This window comes from Vibrio sp. La 4.2.2 (assembly GCF_027586995.1).
GTDB lineage: Bacteria > Pseudomonadota > Gammaproteobacteria > Enterobacterales > Vibrionaceae > Vibrio > Vibrio mediterranei.
Map to the genome: position 1 here is coordinate 188,047 of NZ_JAPPTJ010000008.1, position 24,209 is coordinate 212,255.

Sequence of the window (24,209 nt, forward strand, 5' to 3'; positions counted from 1 at the left end):
CTTCAATCTACTAATTCGTACTGTAATAAAAACGGCAAAAACAGCAGAATTGTGTAAGTATCCTACAATTTTGCGCTGTGTAATTCCAACGAAAGTTACGTCTGTTCCACATTTTTTTTATCTACTTTTGAATATATCTAATAACATACATGCAACATTTGCCGTTTTTCTGTTGTTTTTATGAATATTTATTGATTTTGGTTAAGCATGCTTTTCCCGCTCGTTGATACGATGCATGGTTTTCTTTTGCAGGGATGTAATTTAGTTTCACTAATTAGAGTGAGATTCATTCTTATTAATAGGTTTTTCGAACATGCAATTACATGAGTTGGTGAATACCATCGGCCAAGATCTCCAGCGTCGATACGGTGAAAAAGTTCACAAACTGACCCTACACGGAGGTTTTAGCTGCCCTAACCGTGACGGCACGATAGGTCGTGGCGGTTGTACATTTTGTAATGTTGCCTCCTTTGCAAGTGAAGAGACACAGATTCAATCCATTCATGAACAGCTCACGGATCGTGCTGGTGAAGTGAAGCGTGCAAAGAAGTATCTCGCTTATTTTCAGGCTTACACCAGCACTTATGCAGAAGTACAGGTGTTGAAAAACATGTACGAAGAAGCACTTAAGTATGCTGACATTGTCGGATTGTGTGTCGGAACGCGCCCTGATTGTGTTCCTGAGTCCGTACTAGAGCTTTTGGCTGGGTATGTCGAGCAAGGATATGAAATTTGGTTGGAGCTAGGGCTACAAACGGCTCACGATCACACACTTAAACGCATAAATCGAGGCCATGATTTTGCTGTGTACGATGAAATCACCCGACGCGCTCGTGCACTTGGAATCAAGGTATGTACACATCTTATCGTCGGTCTGCCAAATGAATCAAAGCAAGATAACCTTGTTACTCTAGACAAGGTGCTGGCCACCGGAACGGATGGCATTAAATTGCACGGTTTACATATTGTTGAAGGCAGTACGATGGCTAAGGCGTGGCGTGCTGGGAGATTAGAAGCGCCAACGCTAGAGTTTTACTTAGATGTGGCCAGTGAAATGATTCGTCGTACGCCAGCAGAGATCATTTTTCACCGCGTCTCCTCTTCCGCGCGAAGACCGACCTTGTTGTCGCCACTTTGGTGTGAGAACCGTTGGTTAGCGATGACAGAGCTAGGCCGAGTGTTAACCAAACAAGGCCAACAGGGCTCATTGACTCTGAATCCGTTTATTTATCACAAACCTGTTCTCAAATAATTCTACTACCGTGTGAAGCTACTGGCTTAATGATAGACTTAGGCCAGTTGTAACGCACGGAGTGCTGAATGAAACCTATCAAAAACCTCGCTCAATATTATGTCGACTTGTTAGTAAAGCTCGGCATTGTTCGTTTTTCTATTCTTCTCGCATTGGCTTTGGTGGCATTAGCCGTTGTGGTTCAGGTGGGTATTACCCTTGTTTTGAACGGGCGTGTAGATGACATCGATATTGTCCGTTCGGTATTTTTCGGTCTGCTTATTACTCCGTGGGCTGTGTATTTTCTCTCTGTTGTTGTCGACCAGTTGGAAGAATCACGTCAGCGTCTCTCTAAGATGGTTTCTAAACTAAAAGACATGCGTTCGCGTGACCAAGATTTGAACCACAAGCTGCAACAAAATATTCGCAAACTCAATCAAGAGATTGAAGAGAGACAAAAAGCGGAGGAAGCGCGTGAAGAGGCGATGAAGGATCTAGAAAATGAGGTGTTTCAACGTGAACGTACTCAACTAGAGCTGGCTGAACGAACCGCTTTACTGCGTTCATTTATTGATGCTTCTCCCGACTTGATCTATTACCGCAATGCGGAAGGTGTCTTCTCTGGTTGTAACCGGGCGATGGAAGAGTTGACTGGTCGAAAAGAAAAAGAGCTAGTGGGTTTGACACCATGGGACGTTTACTCTGAAGAGATCGCTAAACAAGTTGTTGAAACCGACCATAAAGTGATGGGTGATAACCAAGCACTGACGTATGAGCAGTGGTTAGAGTACCCAGATGGCAAGAAATGTTTCTATGAACTGCGTAAGGTGCCGTTCTATAGCAAAGATGGTAAGCACCTTGGGCTGGTTGGTTTTGGTCGTGATATCACCGAGCGTAAGCGTCATCAAGAGTCATTAGAGAAAGCGAGTCGAGACAAAACAACGTTTATTTCGACCATTAGTCATGAGCTGCGTACACCGTTAAATGGCATTGTCGGTTTGAGCCGAATGTTACTTGATAGCCATCTAAATACTGAACAGCGTAAGCACATGCAAACTATTAACGTCAGTGCCATCACGCTAGGCCATATCTTTAATGACATAATTGATATGGATAAGTTTGATAGACGTAAGCTTGAGCTTTTCCCTGAACCACTGAACTTTGAAGACTTTGTCACTGAACTTGAGAGCATTTCGGCTCTTATGGCGGAGCAGAAAGGGTTACGATTTGATCTTGAGCGTTTAACGGATCTCCCAGAAGGCGTGGTAGTCGATGCGACGAGACTGCGTCAGGTGATTTGGAATCTGGTTAGCAACGCCATGAAGTTCACTAAGCAGGGTGGCGTTGTGATGACCATCAGTGCGGATATTGAAGATAATTATGCTCATATCATTATCGAAGTTGAAGATACTGGAATAGGTATTCCTCAGCACGAACTTGATAAGATCTTCGCTATGTATTATCAGGTGAAGTCAGGGAAAGACAATTTACATGCTGTGGGCACCGGAATTGGTCTTGCGGTTTCTAAGCAACTGATAAAGATGATGGATGGTGACATCACGGTAGACAGTGAAGAGGGGTTTGGAAGTACATTTACGGTATCCATCAATGTCCCTTGTGCTGATAAACAACAATTGGCTCCAGTAGAAGTGAAGCAACAAGGTAGTCTCAATATTTTCTTACTGGAAGATATAGAGTTGAACATTACGGTTGCACGTTCGCTGTTGGAAAGCTTAGGGCATACAGTCAGTGTTGCAATGACGGGCGAAGAAGCCATCGCGACGTTTAAGCCAGAAGAGTATGACCTTGCGTTGCTCGATATTCAGTTACCTGATATGACGGGCTTTGATGTTGCACAGAATTTTAGGGAGCACTACACACAATTGCCTCCTTTGGTCGCTTTAACGGCGAATGTGCTAAAGGATAAGCAAGAGTACCTAACAAAAGGTATGGATGACGCTATCAGTAAGCCATTGAGTGTTAAAGCACTCACGGAAGTCATTAACAAGTTTGCTGGCGATGAAGAGTCTACTGACGTTGAAGAAGCAACCGTAGTTGAGAAAACAGATATCAATGACGAACTGTTTAATCGACTATTAGATTTCGATATGTTGGACTCTTATGTTGATATTGTCGGCACCAAACCTGTGTACGATAGCATCACTATGTTCGAGCAAATGATGCCAGACTATCTCGAGATACTGGATTCGAACATGACTGCGAAAGATCAATCCGGCATTGCCTCTGAAGCACATAAGATTAAAGGTGCTGCTGGGTCTATTGGCTTAAAACGCATTCAATCAGTTGCCCAGAAGGCTCAGTCTCCGGATATGCCAGCATGGTGGGAGAACATTGAAGATTGGGTTGAAGAGATAAAAAACGAATATCACAATGATATTCAAGTACTTAAAATGTGGTTGGAAAGTAAGGAATCAAAATGAAGAAAATACTCACAGCACTAGCACTTTCTGCAGCTTTAGCCGGTTGTGCAACCTCTCCAGCGACAGACTCAAAAGTATGGATGACGGGAAATACTGCTATGGTTGAGCAGCAGACTGTTCGTCTAGAGTCGAACCTTTGGATCGATATGATGCCAAAAATTGGTGAAACAACGGCATTGGTAAAAGAACAAACTCTTCACGGTGCATTAAACCTAGTGACTGACACGCAGCTACCAGCTGATATGGATGTCGCTATGGTGGTATTGAAACAAGGTGATGTGTCTTGGGAGTTTGAAGGTGATGACTTTGAACTGCGAAATCACTCAGAGAATCAGTGGGAAGTGGCGTTTAACTGGCAGTTAGAAGTCAACATTACTAAGCCAGTAGATGTTGCTGTGCAGCTGGTTGGTGGTGACAAACAAACTTGGGTCGTCAACAAACAAGTGAATGTGGATACGGTATATTGATTGAGGCCGAATCGCTTACATTAAAAAAGGGACGCATAGTGCGTCCCTTTTGCTATTCGTTAGAAGATGATTATTCTTCTAGATCACCACAGAAGCGGTAGCCTTCACCGTGGATAGTTGCGATGATTTCTGGAGTACCAGAAACCGACTCAAAGTGCTTACGGATACGACGAATCGTTACATCTACAGTGCGATCGTGAGGCTTAAGCTCACGACCAGTCATCTTCTTAAGAAGATCGGCGCGAGTTTGAATCTTACCTGGGTTCTCACAGAAGTGCAGTAGAGCACGGAACTCTGAACGAGGTAGCTTGTAGCCGTCGCCACTTGGGCTAACTAGTGAGCGACTATTGATATCAAGAACCCAACCGTTGAACTCATATTTCTCAACGCTGCGTTTTTCTTCAGTAGCGGCACTTGTGCTCATTGAACGAGTTAACAGGTTACGTGCACGGATAGTTAATTCACGAGGGTTGAATGGCTTAGTGATGTAATCATCAGCGCCAATCTCTAAACCTAGAATTTTATCAACTTCGTTGTCACGACCAGTCAAGAACATTAATGCTACATTAGCTTGCTCACGAAGTTCACGAGCTAGTAGTAAACCGTTTTTACCAGGAAGGTTGATATCCATGATAACAAGGTTTACAGAGTTCTCAGACATGACTTGGTGCATTTCCTGACCGTCGCTGGCCTCGAATACAGCATATCCTTCTGCTTCAAAAATGCTTTTAAGGGTGTTACGGGTTACTTGCTCATCTTCAACAATAAGAATCTGCGGGCTTTGCATCGGCGGTACCTAATTTAAACTTGTGATAATTCTGTCGCTAGTAGAATAAATTCTAGGCAAAAAGTTAACATATAGGTAATGTTTCTTAGATGTTTACTCAAAATCGTAGAAACAGTTACAGGTTAAGTCGCCTTCCGTGATGTTGCCAAAAAAACGAGAAATCCCTTAAATCTCTTATTATTCTGCTATGTCATTGAGGCGAATTCTATAATGTTAACAGCATGCTAACAATGGTCAAATGTTAATTCCATGCACTTTGTTGATTTAAATCAATAGCGCCTTTGTAACAAATATTAATAGTATTGGGCAAATACAACAATTTAGATAATATGAGTATTGATGCACACTTGTGGCGTTCCTATTCAGAAATTTGCATAGAATTTATCACTGAGTGGGACAGCGAAAATTACGTGATCATAACGGCTTGGAACCCACAGAGTCGTAAACTGTCTAACGAACTAAATTGCATAAAAAACCTCAACTTAGAGCAAAGACTCAAAATTTATAACTACCAAAATGTTAAGGTGGGAAACCCGAGTTTTAGCTGGGTTGAAGACAGCTTTGCGGTAGAAATGACTTTAACGCAAGGCTGTGAGTTAGCGCAAAAATACCAGCAAAATGCCATTTATTGGGTAGAAAATGGTGTACTGTTTTTGGTTTCCTGTGATGAGAGTCAAACGCAAAAAAAATTAGGCCGATTGGGTGATTTCTTACGTTAGCAGAAAAAATTACCGGATAGGCGATAAAGGATTTTAATTTAATGCTCTTCTAAAGACTTGCTACTAGCATGGCTATTGAGCAAAAAATCACGGAGGAAAAATGAGAGATATCACACCTGATATTTGTGACCAACACGAAGATAAAGTCATGTTGCTGAATTTGCCACTGCAAAATTTCGGGCAACGTGCCGCGTTCTGGGGAGAGATTGTAACGGTACGCTGTTACCACGATAACTCAATGGTGAGAGAAGTGTTAGGGCAAAATGGTACAGGCAAAGTACTCTTTGTTGACGGTAATGGTTCTTGTGCCAAAGCACTGCTTGGGGACCAACTCGCGATTATGGCAATAGAAAACGGATGGGAAGGCGTGATTGTGAATGGCGCAGTTCGGGACGTGGCGGCTATGGCGGAAATGGATCTGGGAGTTAAAGCGCTAGCGGCATGTCCTTTCAAAACAGAAAAACGTGGAGCAGGTCAAATCAACGTTACATTAACGATGAACAACCAAATCGTTCAACCTGGGCATTACGTTTATTCTGATTGGAATGGGGTATTGATCGCTAAAGAAGCATTAGAGTTTTAAGTCATGCTTGAACTGATGCTCAGTTAAAAACGGAAGCCTAGACCCACTTCAACGCCTTGTTGTATCTTCTCAAAATCGAAGGTGGCGTGAACGTCTAGGTTTTCGGTTAATCTCATCCTACTTGATATTTCCGCAGCCATTGCGCCTTGCTTTTCGTTATTCTCTTCATATTGGTAGCCACGAAGTGTGCTTTTTACCGAGATACGGTCAGACACATTGTAGCTAACGCCACTCAAAAATCCTTGGTCTATCGACTCGTGCGAATTATTCAATCGAGCCCCGATGTAAACATCTAACGAGTCAAAGATTGAATAGGAATAGCCACTATCAATATTCCAAGTATCAAAAGAATCACTGCTACCCAGCTTAGTGCCTGAAGAAAGAAAGAAGTTATGAGGGGAGGCGTCATGTTGCGAAGGCAGCGTAGGTAGGTCTACCGCGAGGGACATTCCTGAGAACAATAGCAAGGGTAAAGCGTAAAAAGACACTGCTTTCATAGCACCACTCCTTGGTTATTGTTTTTATAGTCTATTGACTTCTAATTAAAGCACATAAACTAAGCAAAAAGTTGTAAATCTATATAGCAATTGGTTATTAATAAAGATCCTAACTGAATAAGTTATCTGCAATTATCAATTTCTATGCGTTTAAGAAAAAAACGCCGCTAAAGCAATAAAAGTACATTTTTTAATTGACTCAGCTACAACAAATAGGTTAAACGTATGGGTAAGCACATAAGAGATTTTTAAGAAGACCCTATGTTTAGTTGCCAGCACGTAGTAATGACCACCACGATTATTATTACCGACATTACCAATGTTGGGGCGGGCTGGTAGACGGAAGAAATTCAAAAACAAGGCCTGTATCCCCAAGATACGGGCCTTTTTTTTACCTGTTTTGAGTATTTCGGGAGGAAAGGATGCGAGTACTAAAATTTGGAGGTTCATCATTAGCTGATGCAGACCGCTTTTTAAGAGCAGCGGACATCATCGCTAATAATGCCCAGCAAGAAGATTTGGCAGTGGTGCTATCGGCACCGGGTAAAACGACAAACAAACTTGTCGCCGTTATTGAAACTGCCCTAAAAAACAATGAAGTTGAGTTGCAGATTTCAGAGCTTGAAACATCATTCAACGAACTATTTTCTAATATTGCAGCTGTACTCCCGAATATTGAGCGCACAGATTTTGACAACCAAGTCAAAACATCTTTATTCCAATTGCATCAATTTGTCCACGGTATCCGATTACTCGGAACTTGCCCAGATCACGTGAATGCTCGCATTATATCAAAAGGTGAGCGAATCTCGATTCAACTTATGAAAGCTGTACTGCAAGCTAAAGGTCAAGCTGCGGATCTTATTGATCCAGTTAAGTACCTTTTTGCTCAAGGTGATCATTTAGAAGCGATGGTGGATGTGGAAGTATCAACCCAAAACTTCCAAGCTAACCCACTGGCAGAAGGTGTCGTGCACATTATGCCGGGCTTTACTGCTGGCAACGCTAAGGGTGAATTGGTTACGCTTGGTCGTAACGGCTCTGACTATTCTGCTGCGGTATTAGCAGCGTGCTTGCGTGCTGATTGTTGTGAAATTTGGACGGATGTTGATGGGGTTTACAACTGTGACCCTCGCCTGGTTGATGATGCTCGCCTTCTCAAGTCACTGAGCTATCAAGAAGCGATGGAGCTTTCTTATTTTGGCGCTTCGGTTCTTCACCCAAAAACTATTGCACCTATCGCTCAGTTCCATATTCCATGTCTCATCAAGAACTCGTTCAACCCACAAGGGGCTGGTACCTTGATCGGTCAAGATACTGGTGAAGACAATTTACCAATCAAAGGTATCACGACACTGTCTAACCTTATCATGGTGAACGTATCTGGACCTGGTATGAAAGGCATGGTGGGCATGGCGAGTCGCGTTTTTGGCGCTATGTCATCAGCGGGTGTGTCTATCGTTCTTATTACTCAGTCATCTTCAGAATACAGCATCAGTTTCTGTATTGAAGAAGAAGACAACCTTGATGCAGAGCGAGCATTGCGCGAAGCCTTTGAACTGGAACTTAAAAACGGTTTACTAGAGCCTGTTGAGTTTATGGATGATGTCGCGATCGTGACACTAGTGGGCGATGGTATGCGCACATCTCGCGGTGTCGCTTCTCAGTTCTTCTCATCACTGGCAGAAGTTAACGTCAATATTGTCGCAATCGCACAGGGCTCCTCCGAGCGCGCTATCTCAGCGGTAATCCCGGAAGACAAAATTTCTGAGGCCATCAAAGCGTGTCATGAAAATCTTTTCAATTCTAAGCATTTCCTAGATGTGTTTGTCGTTGGTGTTGGCGGTGTTGGTGGTGAGCTGGTGGATCAAATTCAGCGCCAGCAAGCCAAACTGGCAGAGAAAGGCATCATTATCCGCGTATGTGGTCTAGCAAACAGTAAAGGTGTCTTGCTCGATGGCAAAGGACTTCCTCTCGACCAATGGCGCGATCGTATGGGCGACGTAAGTGAGAAGTTCTCGGTGGCAGGTTTAGCCGCATTGGTTCAGCGTAATCACATTATTAACCCTGTTTTGGTTGATTGTACTTCTAGTGAAGACATTGCCAATCAATATACGGAGTTTTTAGCGGCAGGCTTCCATGTAGTCACGCCAAATAAAAAGGCAAACACTGCGAGCATGTCTTACTATCATCAACTGCGTGATGTCGCTCGTAACTCTCGTCGTAAGCTAATGTATGAGACAACGGTAGGGGCAGGTCTGCCAGTTATTGAGAACCTACAGAACCTGATCGCAGCGGGTGATGAGCTAGAGAAATTCAACGGTATCCTATCTGGTTCGTTATCTTTCATTTTCGGTAAGTTAGATGAAGGGTTAACGCTAAGCCAAGCAACTAATGTCGCAAAAGATAAAGGTTTCACTGAGCCAGATCCACGTGATGACCTATCAGGCATGGACGTAGCACGTAAACTGCTCATCTTAGCTCGCGAAGCGGGGATGGCGCTTGAACTTGAAGATGTCGAAGTTGACCAAGCGTTGCCACCAGGTTTTGATGATTCAGGTTCAGTAGATGAGTTTATGGCCCGTCTGCCTGAAGCGGATGCTTACTTCAGCCAACTGTCAGCGGACGCTGCCAAAGAAGGCAAAGTGCTGCGCTACGTGGGCGAAATCGCAGATGGTAAGTGTCGCGTACGCATTGCTGCCGTGGATGAAAACGACCCTATGTTCAAGATTAAAGATGGTGAAAACGCACTGGCATTTTATAGTCGCTATTATCAGCCAATTCCACTGGTATTACGTGGTTACGGTGCGGGTACAGAAGTGACCGCAGCAGGCGTGTTCTCTGATGTGATGCGTACATTAGGCTGGAAACTAGGAGTGTAAGATGAGTGATAGCGTTGTCGTTTATGCTCCGGCCTCTATTGGTAACGTGAGTGTTGGTTTTGATGTATTGGGTGCTGCAGTCTCTCCTATAGATGGCACTCTACTTGGCGATTGCGTTGAGGTTAAGCTCGGTGATAAGCCTTTTGACCTAGCAACGAAAGGCAGCTTTGTTGATAAGCTGCCCGCTGACCCGCAAGAGAATATTGTTTACGATTGTTGGAAAGTGTACGCCCGTGAATTAGATAAGAAAGGGCTAGCCCTTAAACCTGTGCTTATGACACTTGAGAAGAACATGCCGATTGGTTCTGGCTTAGGATCGAGTGCTTGTTCTATCGTCGCGGCGCTAGACGCTTTGAACCAATTTCATGGCAATCCATTAAATGAGACCGAGTTACTGGCTCTTATGGGAGAGATGGAAGGGCAAATTTCTGGTGGCATCCATTACGACAATGTGGCACCTTGCTATTTAGGCGGTGTGCAACTGATGTTGGAAGAGCTTGGTATTATTAGCCAAGAAGTGCCTTGTTTTGATGATTGGTATTGGGTGATGGCGTATCCAGGCATTAAAGTGTCGACGGCAGAAGCGCGTGAAATTTTACCTTCTCAATATCGTCGTCAAGACATCATTGCTCATGGTCGTCATCTGGCAGGGTTTATCCATGCATGTCATTCTAATCAGCCTGAATTGGCAGCAAAGATGATCAAAGATGTCATTGCCGAACCATACCGTGCTAAGTTGCTACCTGGCTTTAGTCAAGCGCGTGAATACGCGGCAACAGCAGGGGCTTTGGCAACCGGAATTTCAGGCAGTGGCCCAACGCTGTTCAGCATCTGTAAAGAAAAAGATGTGGCAGAGCGAGTGGCTCGCTGGCTAGAAGAAAATTACGTACAAAATAACGAAGGATTCGTGCACGTTTGTCGTTTAGACAAGCAGGGTTCGAAAGTAACAGGAAGTGAGCTATGAAGCTTTACAACATCAAAGAAAATGACGAGCAAGTCTCGTTTGGCCAAGCTGTCCGTCAAGGCTTAGGTCGCAACCAAGGTCTATTTTTCCCATCTGAGCTGCCTAAGTTCGATGACGTAGATGCTTTATTAGCTGAAGATTTTGTGTCGCGCAGCGCAAAGATACTTTCTGCGCTAATTGGCGATGAGTTGCCTGCAGAGAAGGTTAGTGAATTAGTGGACAATGCGTTCCAATTTCCGGCTCCAATCAACCAAGTGAAAGATGGTGTGTACGCACTAGAGCTTTTCCATGGCCCAACGTTGGCATTTAAAGACTTTGGAGGCCGTTTTATGGCTCAGTCTTTAGCCGCGGTTTCTGATGGTGGCAAAATCACTATTTTGACAGCAACATCAGGTGATACTGGTGCTGCAGTCGCTCACGCTTTCTATGGTATGGAAGACATCAATGTCGTGATTCTTTACCCGAAAGGTAAAATCAGTCCACTTCAGGAAAAGCTGTTCTGTACGCTAGGCAAAAACATTCACACAGTGGCCATCGATGGTGACTTTGATGCTTGCCAAGCGCTCGTGAAACAGGCATTTGATGATGCAGCATTGCGTGAAGAAATTGGATTAAATTCAGCAAACTCAATCAACATCAGTCGTTTGATGGCGCAGATTTGTTACTACTTTGAAGCCGCGTCTCAACTTAGCAAAGAGCAGCGCGAAAACCTCGTAGTATCAGTACCAAGCGGTAACTTCGGTAACTTAACGGCTGGCCTGCTTGCGAAAGCGCTTGGATTGCCTATTAAGCGCTTTATCGCGGCAACCAATGCGAATGATACTGTGCCACGTTACCTAGAAACAGGTGATTGGGCTCCAAAACCGACGGTGGCAACAACGTCAAATGCGATGGATGTTAGTCAGCCAAACAACTGGCCGCGTATCGAAGAACTCTGCCGCCTTAAAGGTTGGGGTTTGGACACGCTAGGCAAAGGGGCAGTCTCTGATGAGCAAAGTGCTGAATCGGTTCGTGATCTTAATGCTCTGGGCTACTTATGTGAACCTCATGGTGCGATTGCTTACCGAGTACTTGAAGAGCAGTTGCAACCGGGTGAAACGGGCTTGTTTTTGTGTACCGCGCATCCTTCTAAGTTTAAAGAAGTGGTCGATGATATCTTAGGTTCTGACATTGAGTTACCTGGGCCATTGGCTAAACACGCGGCAATGGAGCTGTTATCTGAAGATTTAGCCAATGACTTTGAGGCACTAAAAGCGGTGTTACGTCGAGTCCAATAGGTCTAGATGACACTAATCGCAACGCCTTGAAATTTAAGTGTAGCTGAGTAAGCACATTTAGGTTTCGGGCGTTTTTTTGTATCTGTTGTTTGCGGATTACCTAAAACAATAAACACTGCCACTATTAAAGGAGTACAGGATGAACCCTGTTCAAATGCGTGATTATTTCGATAAGCTTGGCATTAAGAATGAGCTTGAGCCTACGGTGGCCGATATGATATCGCTTCATCATGCTCAGCATCGGACGTTGCCATTTGAAAACTTTGACGTCTACGTTGGCCAAGGAATTAAACTTGATATTGATGCGATCTTTGAAAAACTGATACGTCATCAGCGTGGCGGCTATTGCTTTGAAGTCAACGGGTTACTGCTTCGAGTTATGGAGAGCTTAGGTTTTACCGTTAGGCCACTATTAGCACGAGTACATCTTAGCGGCGAGCCTTCGGGACGGAGCCATCAAGTGACATTGGCTACGATTGATGACCAGCAGTGGATTGTTGATGCAGGGTTCGGTGCGAATACGCCAAGAGCACCTCTGGAGCTGACATTGCATCGCGAGCAGTGTATTGACCACCAATGTTTTCGATTTATCGAAGATGAACGCTGTGGTTATTTACTTCAAGTGAAACAGCAAGATTGGGTGAGTCTATACAGCTTGGATATGACCTATGTATGTCGTGGCGATATTTTGTATGGCAATCATTTTACCTCGACCAGCCCAGAGACTCACTTTACCAACAGTTTGATTGCAGCAAAGCCAATTGAAGGCGGCATCATTACACTACTCGATAGCACGTTAAAAATCAGAATGCATAACGAAGAGGCGAAAGAAGTAGAACTGACTAAAGCGGACTTGGCGGAGAACGTTGAACGCCACTTTGGTATTCAACTAGAGGCATCACAGCTTGGTAGTATCATCGCAAAACTTGGATGGTAATAACTGACAATGTTACACCGTATGATACTTGAGTAATCATATGACTTAGGTATGGTTGGCAAAAAACGTAATGGTGAAGGGTAGAGGATGTTGGAGAAAGCTCGCTGGGGTATTGCAGGTTTAGGGAAAATAGCACGTCGGTTTGCTATCGACTTAACTCAACATTCGCAATGTGGCGAATTAGTTGCGGTGGCAGCACGTGATGAAGCTAGAGCGTCGAAGTTTGCCGAAGAATTTGAGTGTAGCCGCTCGTATGGTTCCTACCAAGCATTAGCGGATGATGCCGACGTAGATGTGGTCTATATTGCGACATTACACCCCTATCACCGAGATTTGGTCGAGCTTTTTTTAAACGCTGGTAAGCATGTGCTGGTAGAAAAACCCGCATTTACTAATGTAAAAGATTGGGATGAAATGGCTGCGCTAGCGATACGACATGGTGTCATCTTGGCGGAAGCCATGAAGTCTGTTGTGTTTCCTGCCTACCAAGAGTTAAAACAGTTTATTGCCAACAACGATATCAAGCTAACCTCAGTACAGGCAGCATTTGGTAATTGGCATGAGTATGATGAAAACTACCAGATCTTCAACGCTCAGCAAGCTGGTGGTGCGACACTGGATGTGGGAGTGTATGCGCTGTGGTTGTACGCAGATTTATGTACATTGTGTGGCGTAACTATTGGTAAGCCCGACGTGGTCTTTTCTCAAGATAACCCTCAAGCAAAGGTGGATGAAACCGCAGAGTTTCATTTTAAATCTGATCTTCAAGGTCAGTTAGCTGCCTCAATAACACGCAATTTAGTGCGTAGTGCTGTCATTCAGGGTGAGGACTTTGAAGCGACCATTGCTGAAAAGTGGTGGAACCCGAAATCAATTCAAGTGGTGTATCGAGGTGAGACCGTATTGATAGCACCGCAAACTATCGGGACTGGCTTTGAACATGAAATTGATCACCTAAGTGGGCTGATTTTGCAAGGTGCTAAGGCCTCATCAATCCTAAAGCATGAAACCAGCAGAGCTGTTATTGAGGTGATGGAGCAAAGTCTGATTGCTGGTGGTTTGGGTTATCTTAGCGAATAATCAGGTAACAAATAAAAAGCGCCTTCAATGTGAAGGCGCTTTTTTAGCTCAAAGAGCGGATAACGGGATAATCAGTTAAGCAGTTTCTGCTTTGCCTTGTGGCTTTTCTTCATCTGCAAGGTCTGTTTCACCTTTACCTTTTGACTTCTTAATCACGTAGCCAGTGATAGATAGTGAGGCAACAATACCTAGAATTGTTGACAGCTGCATTGGCAGACCGAAGCCTAGGGTTGCGTTATTCAAGATGAAGGTAATAACAACCGTCGTCATAAAGATGGCTGGAACAGTCGTTACCCAGTGCATCTTGTTGTGACGTAGTAGGTAAGCCGAGGCTGTCCATAACATCATTACTGCAGTTGTTTGGTTAGCGAAACCAAAGTAGCGCCAGATAACACCAAAGTCTACTTGAGTTAAAATGCCACCGATAACGAATAGCGGTAGAGCCATCAGTAGGCGGTTACGTAGTGTTTTCTGTTCCATGTTGAAGTATTCAGCAAGGATTAGACGGCTAGAGCGGAATGCAGTATCACCTGAAGTGATTGGCAGAATAACCACACCTAGGAAAGCAAGCACACCACCAAATACACCCAATAGGCCAAATGAAGCGCTGTACACTACGTTACCTGGACCACCATTTTTAACTGCTTCAGCTAGCGAGTCGATAGAGCCGAAGAAAGACAGCGCAAGAGCACACCAGATAAGGGCGATAACACCTTCACCGATCATTGCACCGTAGAAGACGAAGCGACCATTCTTTTCGTTTTCCATACAGCGCGCCATCAGTGGAGACTGTGTTGCGTGGAAGCCAGAGATAGCGCCGCAAGCAATAGTGATGAATAGAGCTGGCCATAACGGTAAATCATTCGGGTTCATGTTGGTGAACATATCGCTGACTTCAAAGCCACCCATAACTTGGTGTTCGCTTGATAGTGCCACTGCTGTGATAAGACCAACAGACATGAAGATGAGCAGTGCACCAAATAGTGGGTAGAAGCGACCAATAATTTTGTCGACAGGTACGATTGTCGCGATGATGTAATAAGCGAAGATAACCACAACCATGGTTGTCATGCTCATTGACATGCCCATTTGGTCATTCACTAGGTTAGTGATCATGCCTGCAGGTGCAGAAACGAATACCACACCAACAAGTAGCAACAAGACGATGGCAAAAATGTTCATAAAGTGTTTGGCGCCATTGCCTAAGTAACGACCGGTAATAGTAGGAACAGAAGCACCACCGTTACGTACTGAAAGCATACCTGAGAAGTAATCGTGCACTGCACCAGCAAAGATACAACCAATGACAATCCAAAGCATAGCGGCAGGACCGTATAGCGCACCCATGATTGGGCCGAAGATTGGACCAACACCAGCGATATTTAACAATTGAACCAAGTACACTTTCTTGGTCGACATTGGCACGTAGTCAACACCATCAGCTTTAGTGTGAGCTGGTGTTTGACGTTTTGTATTAATACCAAAGACCTTCTCAATGAAAGCCCCGTAGATAAAGTAGCCGCCGATCAAGGCTGCAACACAAGTTAAAAACCACAACATAACTGTTATCCCTAGTTTGTGATGACATTAAATTCTGGTAACCATTATAAAAATGATGAATTGGCTACACATCGGCTTATTCGGTTAGTGGTGGAATAGATGATTAAGTGGTCAATAACCAACTTAAGTGGTTTTATCGAAGAGTAAGTGGTCGTTTTTCCGAGTTAAGTGGCGGTAGAAAAGCGTGAAGCTCATCACTTAGTCAAGGATTGAGTGGTAAAAAACACTTAAAACTGGCATTGTGACGGCAGAGAGAGTTGGATGAAAAGGAATCTCATGAAAGCGTTTTTAGTGGCAGCATCCGCTTTGTTAATATTTGGATGCGCCAAAGGAGTGGATGACCTCGCTAAAGAGGGAAGTTGGGAACAGATTGGCTATCAAGATGGTGTGCGTGGGCAATTGTCTCGCAGTTACTCTGACCTGAATAAACTCGGCGCTGCCGTTCATTCAGAATACGACTCGGGTTATCAAAGAGGCATTCTAGAGTTTTGTGATGCTGATTTTGCCTATCAAATCGGGTTGTCTGGGCAGTATTACACTGGGGCGTGTGAAGGCTTACCCGATGGACAGCGTTTTAGAATGGAATGGCAACGCGGTTGGAATGACTATTCCCATTAAAAGATAATTTAGAAAGCTAGGGTATGACACCCTAGCTTTTTTATTCACTTTCTTGGCTCTTGCTTATTACTGCCTTTCTTAGGAAACCGTCTTGTTGATGTAACTGCTGATGTGCTTGCTGCTTATCTAATCCAGTTAGAATCATGAGAATCGACAGCTTCACGTCATATTGAGTTTCTTTTAACGTGACTTCTGCCTGTTGTTTGTTGCAATCCGTAGCCTGCATCACAATGCGCGTCGCTCTGGCGACTAACTTGGCATTGGTCGCTTTTACATCCACCATCAGGTTCTCATAGCTTTTACCTAAACGGATCATACTTGCTGTCGTGAGCATGTTGAGAACTAACTTCTGTGCGGTCCCCGATTTCAGTCTAGTGGAACCTGTCAGAGCTTCCGGACCTACCACAGGACTAATAGCTATTTGAGCGATGTTAGCAATATCAGAAGCGGGATTGCATGACAGTGCGACTGTCGTGGCACCCAATTGATTGGCGTATTCTAATGCGCCAATGACGTAAGGCGTGCGCCCACTAGCGGCGATGCCAACAACCACATCTTTTGAAGTCAGTTTATGGTCAATAAGGTCTTGTTCACCAAGAGCTGGGTCATCTTCTGCACCTTCTTTGGCTCGAAACATCGCGTCATTACCGCCAGCGATGATACCGACGACCATATCAGGGTCGGTGCCAAAGGTTGGTGGGCATTCTGATGCATCGAGTACGCCTAATCGGCCGCTGGTGCCAGCACCCAAATACAATAATCGACCACCTTGTTTAAAGGCCTTAGTGATGGCGTCTACCGCCAGCGCAATGTCTGGAATGACCTTTTCTACCGCAAGAGGCACTAGGGCATCTTGTTGATTCATGCGCGCTAGAATCTGTTGCGATGAGAGTAAATCTATATCCATGGTCTCAGGGTTTCTTCCCTCGGAGACAAGTTGAGAAAGCGCATTGAGAAGTGCGTCGTTAGTCATAGTGGTTCCTAGTCAGCTGAATAGAGTACGCCTAAAGGGACGGCTTTACTGGCGCCAGTTACTGAGGGCAAATTGCTCGGTATCTTGTTGAGATAGCAATGTGCAAGCCAAGCGAAGGCCATGGATTCCATATAATCTCCACTAATGGCTTCGCTATCGGTTGGTGCCACATTCCAGCCTTTAAGCAGTTCACTCAGGCGTTTCATTATTATTGGGTTATTTGCGCCACCGCCACACACTAAAAGCTTCGGCGCAGTACCGATGGGATAGTTCTCAATGGCATTAGTGATAGTCAGGGCGGTAAATTCGGTCAGTGTTCTGAGCACATCATGCTCGTTCATCGGCGTTGAGATGGCAGCAAGGCATTGTTTCAACCACTGTTCATGATAATGCTCGCGTCCGGTACTTTTTGGTGCAGGACGTTTTAGGTAGTCATCTTTGAGCATTTCATCTAACAAATGGGTGAGCACATTGCCTTGTGCAGCAAGCTGTGCATTTTTGTCAAAAGGTTGGCAAAAAGCGTGAGAGCACCAATGATCCAAAAGCACATTTCCAGGTCCTGTATCAAAGCCAATCACATCGCCGTTGGGCTGCAATATGGAAACATTGGAAATACCACCAATGTTTAAAATCACCTGTGTTGAATCACTATCGGCAAATAAGTAACGATGGAATGCGGGTACTAAGGGCGCACCCTGTCCGCCGAGTGCCATATCTTTACGCCGAAAGTCTCCGATTGTATCAATACCTGTTAGTGTTGCTAGGAGGTTATTGTCTCCCAACTGAGTGGTAAAGCGTATTGCACCATCTGGTTGGTGAAAGACGGTTTGGCCGTGATTGCCGATGGCTGCGATATCGTGCTCCGTATAGGTGGTTTTACTAAGCAAAGAATTGACGGCCTCAGCATAAAGTAGCCCTAGCTGGTGGTCGAGCTCACCGATATGTTTAAGGTTGGTTTCTTGACCATGACAGATAGCAAGCACTTGAGTTTTCAGTGATTCAGGGTAGCTAAGGAAATCGCTGGCGAGTAAGTTAATTTCACGGTCTTTTATCGATACCAGTGCAGTATCGACACCATCCAAACTGGTACCCGACATTATGCCTATGTAAAGCGCTTCCTTAGTCATCATAAACTTACTCCGTTTTTACCTAGCAATATTGTAAATCAAAAATAATCAGAATAATCTCTGGAGACGCCCATTTGATAATAAATTTGCAGAGGAGCAATTATGGGACCGCTATGGCTTGATGTGGAAGGTTATGAACTGAGTGCTGAAGATAAAGAGATTCTTGAGCATCCTACCGTTGGGGGCTTGATTTTGTTTGCGCGTAACTATCATGATTCCGAGCAGCTTATTGAACTGAACCGCCAAATCCGTCAAGCGGCGAAGAAGCCCATTGTTATCGGTGTGGACCAAGAAGGGGGGCGCGTACAACGTTTTCGAGATGGTTTTACATTACTACCGCCAGCCGCTCGATACGCGCAATTACGTGATGAAGCGCTCGCGAACCAAGCTGGTTGGCTTATGGCAGCAGAATTGATTGCTCACGATATTGATTTGAGCTTCGCGCCTGTTCTCGACCAAGGACACCAATCTAAAGCCATCGGCAATCGTGCTTTTGATGATAACTTTCAAACCATCGTCCAGTACAGCACGGCGTTTATGGCTGGCATGAAAGCTGCGGGGATGGCGACTACTGGCAAGCACTTCCCTGGTCACGGAGGAGTAACGGCAGATTCTCATTTCGAAACGCCAATGGACAGTCGAGACACTATCTTTGAAGATGATATGCGAATCTTCAAGGCTCATATCAAAGCGGGTGTGTTGGATGCCATGATGCCAGCCCATGTAGTGTTCCCGCATTATGACGACAAGCCTGCCAGTGGTTCGAGCTATTGGTTAAAAGAAGTGCTTCGTAATCAGCTAGGCTTTCGAGGTATAGTGTTCTCTGATGATCTTTCTATGGAAGGCGCGGCGATCATGGGAGGGCCCGCAGAGCGTGCGCAACAAGCGTTAGACGCAGGCTGTGATACGTTGCTTATGTGTAATAACCGTCAATACTCTATCGAGGTACTAGATAACTTACCAATTACTAAGGTGAAGCAGGCTAGTCGGATGTTGAGAAAGAAAGAGTTTAGTTTAGAAGACCTTAAGAAGAGCGCTCAATGGAAAGCGGCGAATCACAAAGTTCTGTCGTCGCTGGAAGGCTAGGAGTTGCTATTAAGATCCCCTTGCCGGTGCAGGGGGATAGCAGTTGAGGAGTGCCTAGCTTCAGCTAATCGAGATAAGCTGCAATACTTCTGTTAGTGAAAGCCTAACGTCTCTTTTAATGATTTCAGGTAGCGGCGACTTACAGGTATTGGGTGATCACTTTGAGTAATGATCTCGGCTAACCCATTGTCTAACAGCTTAATTTCTTTAATAGCCTTGACGTTCACTAAAAACTGGCGGTGGCAACGGATCAACGGCGTTTTATCTTCGAGTACTTTAAGCGTTAGCTGCGATGTGGCCTTTTGTTCGGCAGTTTGAACATGTACACCGGAAAGGTCGCTGTAGGCAAACTCAACATCGGTAGTTGGAATAATGACGATACGGTTGTGGCCGACACAAGGGATTTGGTCGAGTGTTTGTGGTGCGAGAGTATCGATCGCTTCCAGCGTTTGTTGCTCACGTTTTTTTAGTCGCTTAACGGTTTTTTCAAGACGACACGGATCAACAGGTTTTAGTAAGTAATCGAACGCATTATCTTCAAACGCTTGGATGGCATATTGATCGTAAGCGGTGACAAAGACGACTTTCGGCATGGTATCAGGGTCGAGCATGCCAAGTAGTTCAATACCGGTGACTTGTGGCATTTGAATATCAAGAAAGACCACATCTGGTTTGAGTTGGTTAATTTTCTTGAGACCTTCAATGGCATTACTTGCCTCACCAATGATGTCAATTTGCTCGGTTTCCTCCAAGAGCTCTATTAGCTCTTCACGAGCAAATAACTCATCATCAATTACTAAAGCTGTTAACTGTGTCATGACGCAATAGCCGTCCTTTTATCTTTGCGTGTAGAAGGCGAGGGGATGATAAAGCTCATTCGCGTAAAGTGGTCTTTTTCCACTTCAATTTTTAGCGCTCCGTCACGACCAAATTGATTTGTTAGGCGTTTACCGACAATTTGCATACCTAGCCCTTCATGTCCCTCCTTGGGCGCAATAAAGGTTCCGGCATTATCCTCGACGACTATCTCGCTCCCTGACTGAGTGGTATGACTATAGATTCGAATGATCCCACCTTCAATTAAATTGGAAATACCATGCTTAATCGCGTTTTCAACCAGAGGCTGTAAAGTGAAGCTCGGTACTTCTTGTTCTAACAGTTCTGAAGCAATATCAATATCCACTTCTAAACGGTCGGTAAAACGCGCTTTTTCGATAGTGAGGTAGGCGTTAACGTGGGCTAATTCCTCTTTTAAGGTGACCGTTTCGATATTCTGTTTCAGGTTGCTACGGAAAAACTGAGAAAGATGCTGTATTAGGCTGCGTGCTTTATCAGGGTCGCGTCTAGTGATAGCACTAATGGTATTCAACGCATTAAACAGAAAATGTGGGTTAACTTGTGCGTGAAGTAGCTTGATTTCGGCCTGTTTGAGTAAGGTCTGTTTGTTTATGTAGTCACCATGAAGGATCTGGCTAGAGAGCAGCTGAGCAATACCTTCAGCCATGGACATATTAATGGTTGAGAATAGCTTACGCTTGGGCTCGTATAGCTTGATAGTGCCAATTACTTCGTCACCCGTGCGCAGTGGAATTATCAGCGCAGATCCCAATTTACAGTCTTCAGATATTGAGCACTGGTAAGGATTCTCTTTGCCGTCAAGGTAAATGATCTCGTTGTTGTTCATCGAATCGAGCGTACTTTGAGAGGAGATAGGTCGGTTAAGGTGATGATGGTCAGCGCCTATACCGACAAAAGCCAGTATCTTGTCATGATCGGTAATGGCGACGGCACCGACATTGGTTTCTTCGTAGATAATTCGTGCAATCTTGCTGGCGTTATTGGAGTTAAAACCATGGACTAAAATGCCCACGGAGCGTTCTGCAATGTTTAATGCGCGACGAGAGAAGGTCGCTGAGTATTCCTCGAAAATGGTCTTACGGTCTTGAAGAATGCTCATGAATAGCGCGGCACCGACAGAGTTGGCGATGATCATCGGAGCGGCAATATCAGAAACCAACGCATAAGCTTGATCAAAAGGTTTAGCTACAATGAGGATGATTAGCATCTGAACCAGTTCCGCCACAAAAGTAATGTAGAAGACAACCAGGGGGTTAAATAGCTCTTCTTTTTTATCCTTTCTGAGAAAATACAGATGCATTAAACCACCGATGACCCCTTCTGCCGTGGTGGAAATCGCGCAGGCTAAATCGGTAAATCCTCCTAATGTGTAGCGGTGTAGACCACCGGTTAACCCAACGGCAAACCCTACGATGGGGCCGCCGAATAGCCCACCCATCACCGCACCAATGGCTCGAGTATTGGCGATAGCATCGTTGATTTGTAATCCGAAGTAGGTACCCAAAATACAAAACGATGAAAACAGTACATAAATGCTGAGTTTATGACTTAAACGATTGGAGACACTAAACAGTGGAATAAAAAGCGGTGTCTTGCTCAGCATATAAGCGAGCATTAGATACACGCACATCTGCTGTAAAAGGGAGATGATTAAGTCCATAGATTACAACCAACAATGAAGTTGTATTTTATTGTATACGCAACTGACCAATCGTGGCAGTTTGTTATCATCGAACTGTTATCAAGAACTGAAGCGCCAGTAATTCTTGGTGTAAAATTAAGTTTACATTTAATGTTTTTCAAAGTTTACGCTTGCATGTGTTTTTTATCTAGGTATATTACCAGTTAAAGCTTAGCCGAACGGTTTTAATTATAAAGTTCGGTGTAAAATAATATTTACAGGTGAGGCCATGAAGAAGAGTGAACTAAGTAATATTAATATCAGTGACGAACAGGTACTGATTACACCAGAACAACTAAAAGAAAAATTACCGCTGAGTGAAAAAGCTAGAAAGTTCATTCAAGATTCCCGTGAGACTATCGCCAACATTATTCATAAGAAAGATCATCGTCTACTTGTCGTATGTGGGCCTTGCTCTATTCATGATGTAGAAGCGGCGAAAGAGTACGCAAAGCGTTTGAAAGCGTTGTCGGAGCAGCTTAACGACCAGCTATACATTGTTATGCGTGTTTACTTTGAAAAGCCGCGTACAACGGTAGGCTGGAAAGGCTTGATTAATGACCCTCAACTGGATGGTACCTTCGATATCGAGCACGGACTGCACGTAGGGCGCGAACTCTTGGTAGAGCTTGCGGAAATGGATATTCCATTGGCAACAGAAGCGCTTGACCCGATCAGTCCGCAATACTTGGCGGATACTTTCTCATGGGCGGCAATTGGTGCACGTACAACAGAGTCACAAACTCACCGCGAAATGGCCAGTGGTCTTTCGATGCCAATCGGCTTTAAAAATGGAACCGATGGTAGTTTGGCGACAGCAATTAATGCGATGCAAGCTGCTTCATCAAGTCACCGCTTTATGGGAATTAACCGTGAGGGTCAAGTCGCCTTATTAACGACTCAAGGTAACGAAAATGGCCATGTTATCTTACGTGGTGGTAAGCAGACCAATTATGACTCAGTATCGGTCACCGAATGTGAGCAAGAGTTAGCGAAATCGAATCTTGATGCGTCATTGATGGTGGATTGTAGTCATGCTAACTCTCGTAAAGATTACCGTCGTCAACCACTAGTAGCTGAAGATGTCATTCACCAAATCCGAGAAGGCAACAAATCTATTATTGGTCTAATGATTGAGAGTCATATCAATGAAGGAAACCAAAGTTCAGACATTCCTCTAGATCAAATGAAATATGGGGTGTCGATCACCGACGCATGTATCAATTGGGATACAACTGAGGCACTATTACGTCATGCTCATAAAGAGCTTGTCCCATTCTTGGAAAATCGTATTAAGGAATAATCACGTCCATGGCTGCTGAATTGAACGCATTGCGCGACCAAATTGATGAAGTCGATAAGCAAATGCTCGAGCTTCTTGCGAAGCGTCTATCCCTAGTAGAACAAGTTGGTGAAGTGAAAAGCCGTCATGGTTTGCCTATCTATGCTCCGGATAGAGAAGCTGCCATGCTAGCGTCTCGTCGTGAAGAGGCGGCGAAGAAGGGCATACCACCACAGCTAATTGAAGACATTCTGCGCCGTACGATGCGCGAGTCTTACGCAAGCGAAAAAGACTCTGGATTCAAATGTCTAAATCCAGAGTTACGTTCAGTGGTTATCGTTGGTGGTAACGGTCAACTCGGTGGCCTATTTGGTAGAATGTTCAAACTGTCTGGCTACGAAGTCAAAGTACTAGGCAGCCAAGATTGGGATCGTGCAGATGAGATTCTCGATAACGCTGGTTTGGTTGTTGTCACTGTGCCGATTCACCTCACTGAGGGTGTGATTGAAAAGCTAAATGCGTTACCGAAAGATTGTATCCTTTGTGATTTAACATCGATCAAATCTAAACCTTTGAACTCAATGCTTGATATTCACAAAGGTCCCGTTGTTGGTCTTCACCCGATGTTTGGTCCTGATGTACCAAGCCTTGCGAAACAGGTGATAGTTTACTGTGATGGCAGAGGTGAGAGCGAATACCAGTGGCTGTTGGAGCAGTTCAAGATTTGGGGCGCAAGTTTGTGTCAGATTTCTGCAGAGCAGCATGATAAAGGCATGACGCTTATCCAAGCGCTTCGTCACTTTACCTCGTTTGCTTACGGTCGCCACTTAAGTCAGCAGAACCCTGATTTAGATACGTTAGTTAAACTCAGTTCACCTATCTACCGACTTGAGTTGGCGATGGTGGGTCGATTATTTGCTCAAGATCCAAGCTTATACGGTGACATTATTATGTCTTCAGAAGAGAACATTGAGATGATCAAGTGCTTCCATAAACAGTTTGGAGAAGCATTAGCACTGCTTGATAGCAAAGATAAAGATAAGTTCATCTCTGAGTTTAATGAAGTTAGCGAGTGGTTTGGTGATTATTCACAGCAGTTTATGTCCGAGAGTCAGAACCTACTGAAGCAGGCTAACGATGCCATACATCGCGGTTAAAC

Annotated in this window: 21 protein-coding genes and 1 other annotated feature; of the genes, 14 read left to right on the top strand and 7 right to left on the bottom strand. The window is 44.5% G+C overall.

Annotation, left to right across the window (positions count from 1 at the left end; translation table 11 throughout):
- Nucleotides 1-313: 313 nt before the first annotated feature.
- The 3 genes from OH456_RS18940 to OH456_RS18950 all read left to right on the top strand — a co-directional run bounded on the left by OH456_RS18940 (nt 314) and on the right by OH456_RS18950 (nt 4,139).
- Entirely contained in the window at nt 314-1,252 is a 939-nt protein-coding gene (locus OH456_RS18940; protein WP_062459844.1) for a TIGR01212 family radical SAM protein, read from the top strand.
- A 68-nt stretch (nt 1,253-1,320) separates the two neighbouring features.
- Nucleotides 1,321-3,672 (top strand): aerobic respiration two-component sensor histidine kinase ArcB, encoded by a 2,352-nt coding sequence (gene arcB, locus OH456_RS18945; RefSeq protein ID WP_006072899.1) that lies wholly within the window; start codon nt 1,321-1,323, stop codon nt 3,670-3,672.
- Entirely contained in the window at nt 3,669-4,139 is a 471-nt protein-coding gene (locus tag OH456_RS18950) for a hypothetical protein (RefSeq protein WP_006072900.1), read from the top strand. The genes arcB and OH456_RS18950 overlap by 4 nt, the downstream gene beginning before the upstream one ends.
- 70 nt (nt 4,140-4,209) lie before the next feature.
- Here OH456_RS18950 and arcA read toward each other — a convergent pair whose 3' ends face one another.
- A complete protein-coding gene (arcA, locus tag OH456_RS18955; RefSeq protein ID WP_006072901.1) occupies nt 4,210-4,926 on the bottom strand; it encodes a two-component system response regulator ArcA in 717 nt (238 codons plus the stop codon).
- A 329-nt stretch (nt 4,927-5,255) separates the two neighbouring features.
- On the opposite strand from arcA, the gene OH456_RS18960 reads away from it, so the two are divergent.
- The gene (locus tag OH456_RS18960; RefSeq protein ID WP_270034047.1) at nt 5,256-5,645 is read left to right on the top strand and encodes a DUF3293 domain-containing protein; all 390 of its coding nucleotides are present in this window, start codon (nt 5,256-5,258) and stop codon (nt 5,643-5,645) included.
- 100 nt (nt 5,646-5,745) lie between these two features.
- Entirely contained in the window at nt 5,746-6,228 is a 483-nt protein-coding gene (locus OH456_RS18965; RefSeq protein WP_006072903.1) for a putative 4-hydroxy-4-methyl-2-oxoglutarate aldolase, read from the top strand.
- 23 nt (nt 6,229-6,251) lie between these two features.
- Here OH456_RS18965 and OH456_RS18970 read toward each other — a convergent pair whose 3' ends face one another.
- The gene (locus OH456_RS18970; RefSeq protein ID WP_006072904.1) at nt 6,252-6,725 is read right to left on the bottom strand and encodes a hypothetical protein; all 474 of its coding nucleotides are present in this window, start codon (nt 6,723-6,725) and stop codon (nt 6,252-6,254) included.
- Between the two features lie 277 nt (nt 6,726-7,002).
- Nucleotides 7,003-7,118: a sequence feature (Thr leader region), on the top strand.
- A gap of 29 nt (nt 7,119-7,147) precedes the next feature.
- Between OH456_RS18970 and thrA the strand changes: the two genes are divergently transcribed.
- The 5 genes from thrA to OH456_RS18995 all read left to right on the top strand — a co-directional run bounded on the left by thrA (nt 7,148) and on the right by OH456_RS18995 (nt 13,865).
- Nucleotides 7,148-9,607 (top strand): bifunctional aspartate kinase/homoserine dehydrogenase I, encoded by a 2,460-nt coding sequence (thrA, locus tag OH456_RS18975; RefSeq protein WP_270034048.1) that lies wholly within the window; start codon nt 7,148-7,150, stop codon nt 9,605-9,607.
- Between the two features lies 1 nt (nt 9,608).
- A complete protein-coding gene (gene thrB, locus OH456_RS18980) occupies nt 9,609-10,571 on the top strand; it encodes a homoserine kinase (protein WP_124940226.1) in 963 nt (320 codons plus the stop codon).
- Nucleotides 10,568-11,848: a threonine synthase gene (thrC, locus tag OH456_RS18985; RefSeq protein ID WP_270034049.1), complete on the top strand. Its 1,281-nt coding sequence runs from the start codon at nt 10,568-10,570 to the stop codon at nt 11,846-11,848. The genes thrB and thrC overlap by 4 nt, the downstream gene beginning before the upstream one ends.
- A 139-nt stretch (nt 11,849-11,987) precedes the next feature.
- Entirely contained in the window at nt 11,988-12,785 is a 798-nt protein-coding gene (locus OH456_RS18990; RefSeq protein ID WP_270034050.1) for an arylamine N-acetyltransferase family protein, read from the top strand.
- An 87-nt stretch (nt 12,786-12,872) separates the two neighbouring features.
- Nucleotides 12,873-13,865: a Gfo/Idh/MocA family protein gene (locus tag OH456_RS18995; protein WP_270034051.1), complete on the top strand. Its 993-nt coding sequence runs from the start codon at nt 12,873-12,875 to the stop codon at nt 13,863-13,865.
- Between the two features lie 75 nt (nt 13,866-13,940).
- On the opposite strand, the gene OH456_RS19000 is transcribed toward OH456_RS18995, so the two are convergent.
- Complete coding sequence (locus OH456_RS19000) at nt 13,941-15,425, bottom strand: carbon starvation CstA family protein (RefSeq protein ID WP_006072910.1); 1,485 nt, start codon at nt 15,423-15,425, stop codon at nt 13,941-13,943.
- Nucleotides 15,426-15,701: 276 nt separating this feature from the next.
- Between OH456_RS19000 and OH456_RS19005 the strand changes: the two genes are divergently transcribed.
- A complete protein-coding gene (locus OH456_RS19005) occupies nt 15,702-16,043 on the top strand; it encodes a DUF2799 domain-containing protein (protein ID WP_031493145.1) in 342 nt (113 codons plus the stop codon).
- A gap of 40 nt (nt 16,044-16,083) precedes the next feature.
- Here OH456_RS19005 and murQ read toward each other — a convergent pair whose 3' ends face one another.
- Nucleotides 16,084-17,016, bottom strand: a complete 933-nt coding sequence (gene murQ / locus OH456_RS19010) for an N-acetylmuramic acid 6-phosphate etherase (protein WP_006072912.1) — start codon at nt 17,014-17,016, stop codon at nt 16,084-16,086.
- Nucleotides 17,017-17,024: 8 nt separating this feature from the next.
- On the bottom strand, nt 17,025-18,143 hold the full coding sequence (locus tag OH456_RS19015) for an anhydro-N-acetylmuramic acid kinase (protein WP_172427870.1): 1,119 nt from the start codon (nt 18,141-18,143) through the stop codon (nt 17,025-17,027).
- A 102-nt stretch (nt 18,144-18,245) separates the two neighbouring features.
- Between OH456_RS19015 and nagZ the strand changes: the two genes are divergently transcribed.
- The gene (nagZ, locus tag OH456_RS19020) at nt 18,246-19,229 is read left to right on the top strand and encodes a beta-N-acetylhexosaminidase (RefSeq protein WP_270034052.1); all 984 of its coding nucleotides are present in this window, start codon (nt 18,246-18,248) and stop codon (nt 19,227-19,229) included.
- 92 nt (nt 19,230-19,321) lie between these two features.
- Here the strand turns inward: nagZ and btsR are convergent, their stop codons facing one another.
- Nucleotides 19,322-20,047, bottom strand: coding sequence for a two-component system response regulator BtsR (btsR, locus tag OH456_RS19025; RefSeq protein ID WP_006072915.1), 726 nt, complete (start codon nt 20,045-20,047; stop codon nt 19,322-19,324).
- Nucleotides 20,044-21,747, bottom strand: coding sequence for a sensor histidine kinase (locus OH456_RS19030; RefSeq protein ID WP_038222671.1), 1,704 nt, complete (start codon nt 21,745-21,747; stop codon nt 20,044-20,046). Before OH456_RS19030 ends, btsR begins: the two co-directional genes overlap by 4 nt.
- Before the next feature lie 250 nt (nt 21,748-21,997).
- Here OH456_RS19030 and OH456_RS19035 point away from each other — a divergent pair, with 250 nt between their 5' ends.
- Both OH456_RS19035 and tyrA read left to right on the top strand, forming a co-directional pair.
- The gene (locus tag OH456_RS19035; RefSeq protein WP_006072917.1) at nt 21,998-23,071 is read left to right on the top strand and encodes a 3-deoxy-7-phosphoheptulonate synthase; all 1,074 of its coding nucleotides are present in this window, start codon (nt 21,998-22,000) and stop codon (nt 23,069-23,071) included.
- A gap of 8 nt (nt 23,072-23,079) precedes the next feature.
- On the top strand, nt 23,080-24,207 hold the full coding sequence (gene tyrA, locus OH456_RS19040; protein ID WP_006072918.1) for a bifunctional chorismate mutase/prephenate dehydrogenase: 1,128 nt from the start codon (nt 23,080-23,082) through the stop codon (nt 24,205-24,207).
- Nucleotides 24,208-24,209: the final 2 nt, after the last annotated feature.

Coding starts and splice junctions, on each gene's coding strand:
- OH456_RS18940 (WP_062459844.1), top strand. CDS start 314: ATGCAATTACATGAGTTGGTGAATACCATCGGCCAAGATCTCCAGCGT.
- arcB (WP_006072899.1), top strand. CDS start 1,321: ATGAAACCTATCAAAAACCTCGCTCAATATTATGTCGACTTGTTAGTA.
- OH456_RS18950 (WP_006072900.1), top strand. CDS start 3,669: ATGAAGAAAATACTCACAGCACTAGCACTTTCTGCAGCTTTAGCCGGT.
- arcA (WP_006072901.1), bottom strand. CDS start 4,926: ATGCAAAGCCCGCAGATTCTTATTGTTGAAGATGAGCAAGTAACCCGT.
- OH456_RS18960 (WP_270034047.1), top strand. CDS start 5,256: ATGAGTATTGATGCACACTTGTGGCGTTCCTATTCAGAAATTTGCATA.
- OH456_RS18965 (WP_006072903.1), top strand. CDS start 5,746: ATGAGAGATATCACACCTGATATTTGTGACCAACACGAAGATAAAGTC.
- OH456_RS18970 (WP_006072904.1), bottom strand. CDS start 6,725: ATGAAAGCAGTGTCTTTTTACGCTTTACCCTTGCTATTGTTCTCAGGA.
- thrA (WP_270034048.1), top strand. CDS start 7,148: ATGCGAGTACTAAAATTTGGAGGTTCATCATTAGCTGATGCAGACCGC.
- thrB (WP_124940226.1), top strand. CDS start 9,609: ATGAGTGATAGCGTTGTCGTTTATGCTCCGGCCTCTATTGGTAACGTG.
- thrC (WP_270034049.1), top strand. CDS start 10,568: ATGAAGCTTTACAACATCAAAGAAAATGACGAGCAAGTCTCGTTTGGC.
- OH456_RS18990 (WP_270034050.1), top strand. CDS start 11,988: ATGAACCCTGTTCAAATGCGTGATTATTTCGATAAGCTTGGCATTAAG.
- OH456_RS18995 (WP_270034051.1), top strand. CDS start 12,873: ATGTTGGAGAAAGCTCGCTGGGGTATTGCAGGTTTAGGGAAAATAGCA.
- OH456_RS19000 (WP_006072910.1), bottom strand. CDS start 15,425: ATGTTGTGGTTTTTAACTTGTGTTGCAGCCTTGATCGGCGGCTACTTT.
- OH456_RS19005 (WP_031493145.1), top strand. CDS start 15,702: ATGAAAGCGTTTTTAGTGGCAGCATCCGCTTTGTTAATATTTGGATGC.
- murQ (WP_006072912.1), bottom strand. CDS start 17,016: ATGACTAACGACGCACTTCTCAATGCGCTTTCTCAACTTGTCTCCGAG.
- OH456_RS19015 (WP_172427870.1), bottom strand. CDS start 18,143: ATGACTAAGGAAGCGCTTTACATAGGCATAATGTCGGGTACCAGTTTG.
- nagZ (WP_270034052.1), top strand. CDS start 18,246: ATGGGACCGCTATGGCTTGATGTGGAAGGTTATGAACTGAGTGCTGAA.
- btsR (WP_006072915.1), bottom strand. CDS start 20,047: ATGACACAGTTAACAGCTTTAGTAATTGATGATGAGTTATTTGCTCGT.
- OH456_RS19030 (WP_038222671.1), bottom strand. CDS start 21,747: ATGGACTTAATCATCTCCCTTTTACAGCAGATGTGCGTGTATCTAATG.
- OH456_RS19035 (WP_006072917.1), top strand. CDS start 21,998: ATGAAGAAGAGTGAACTAAGTAATATTAATATCAGTGACGAACAGGTA.
- tyrA (WP_006072918.1), top strand. CDS start 23,080: ATGGCTGCTGAATTGAACGCATTGCGCGACCAAATTGATGAAGTCGAT.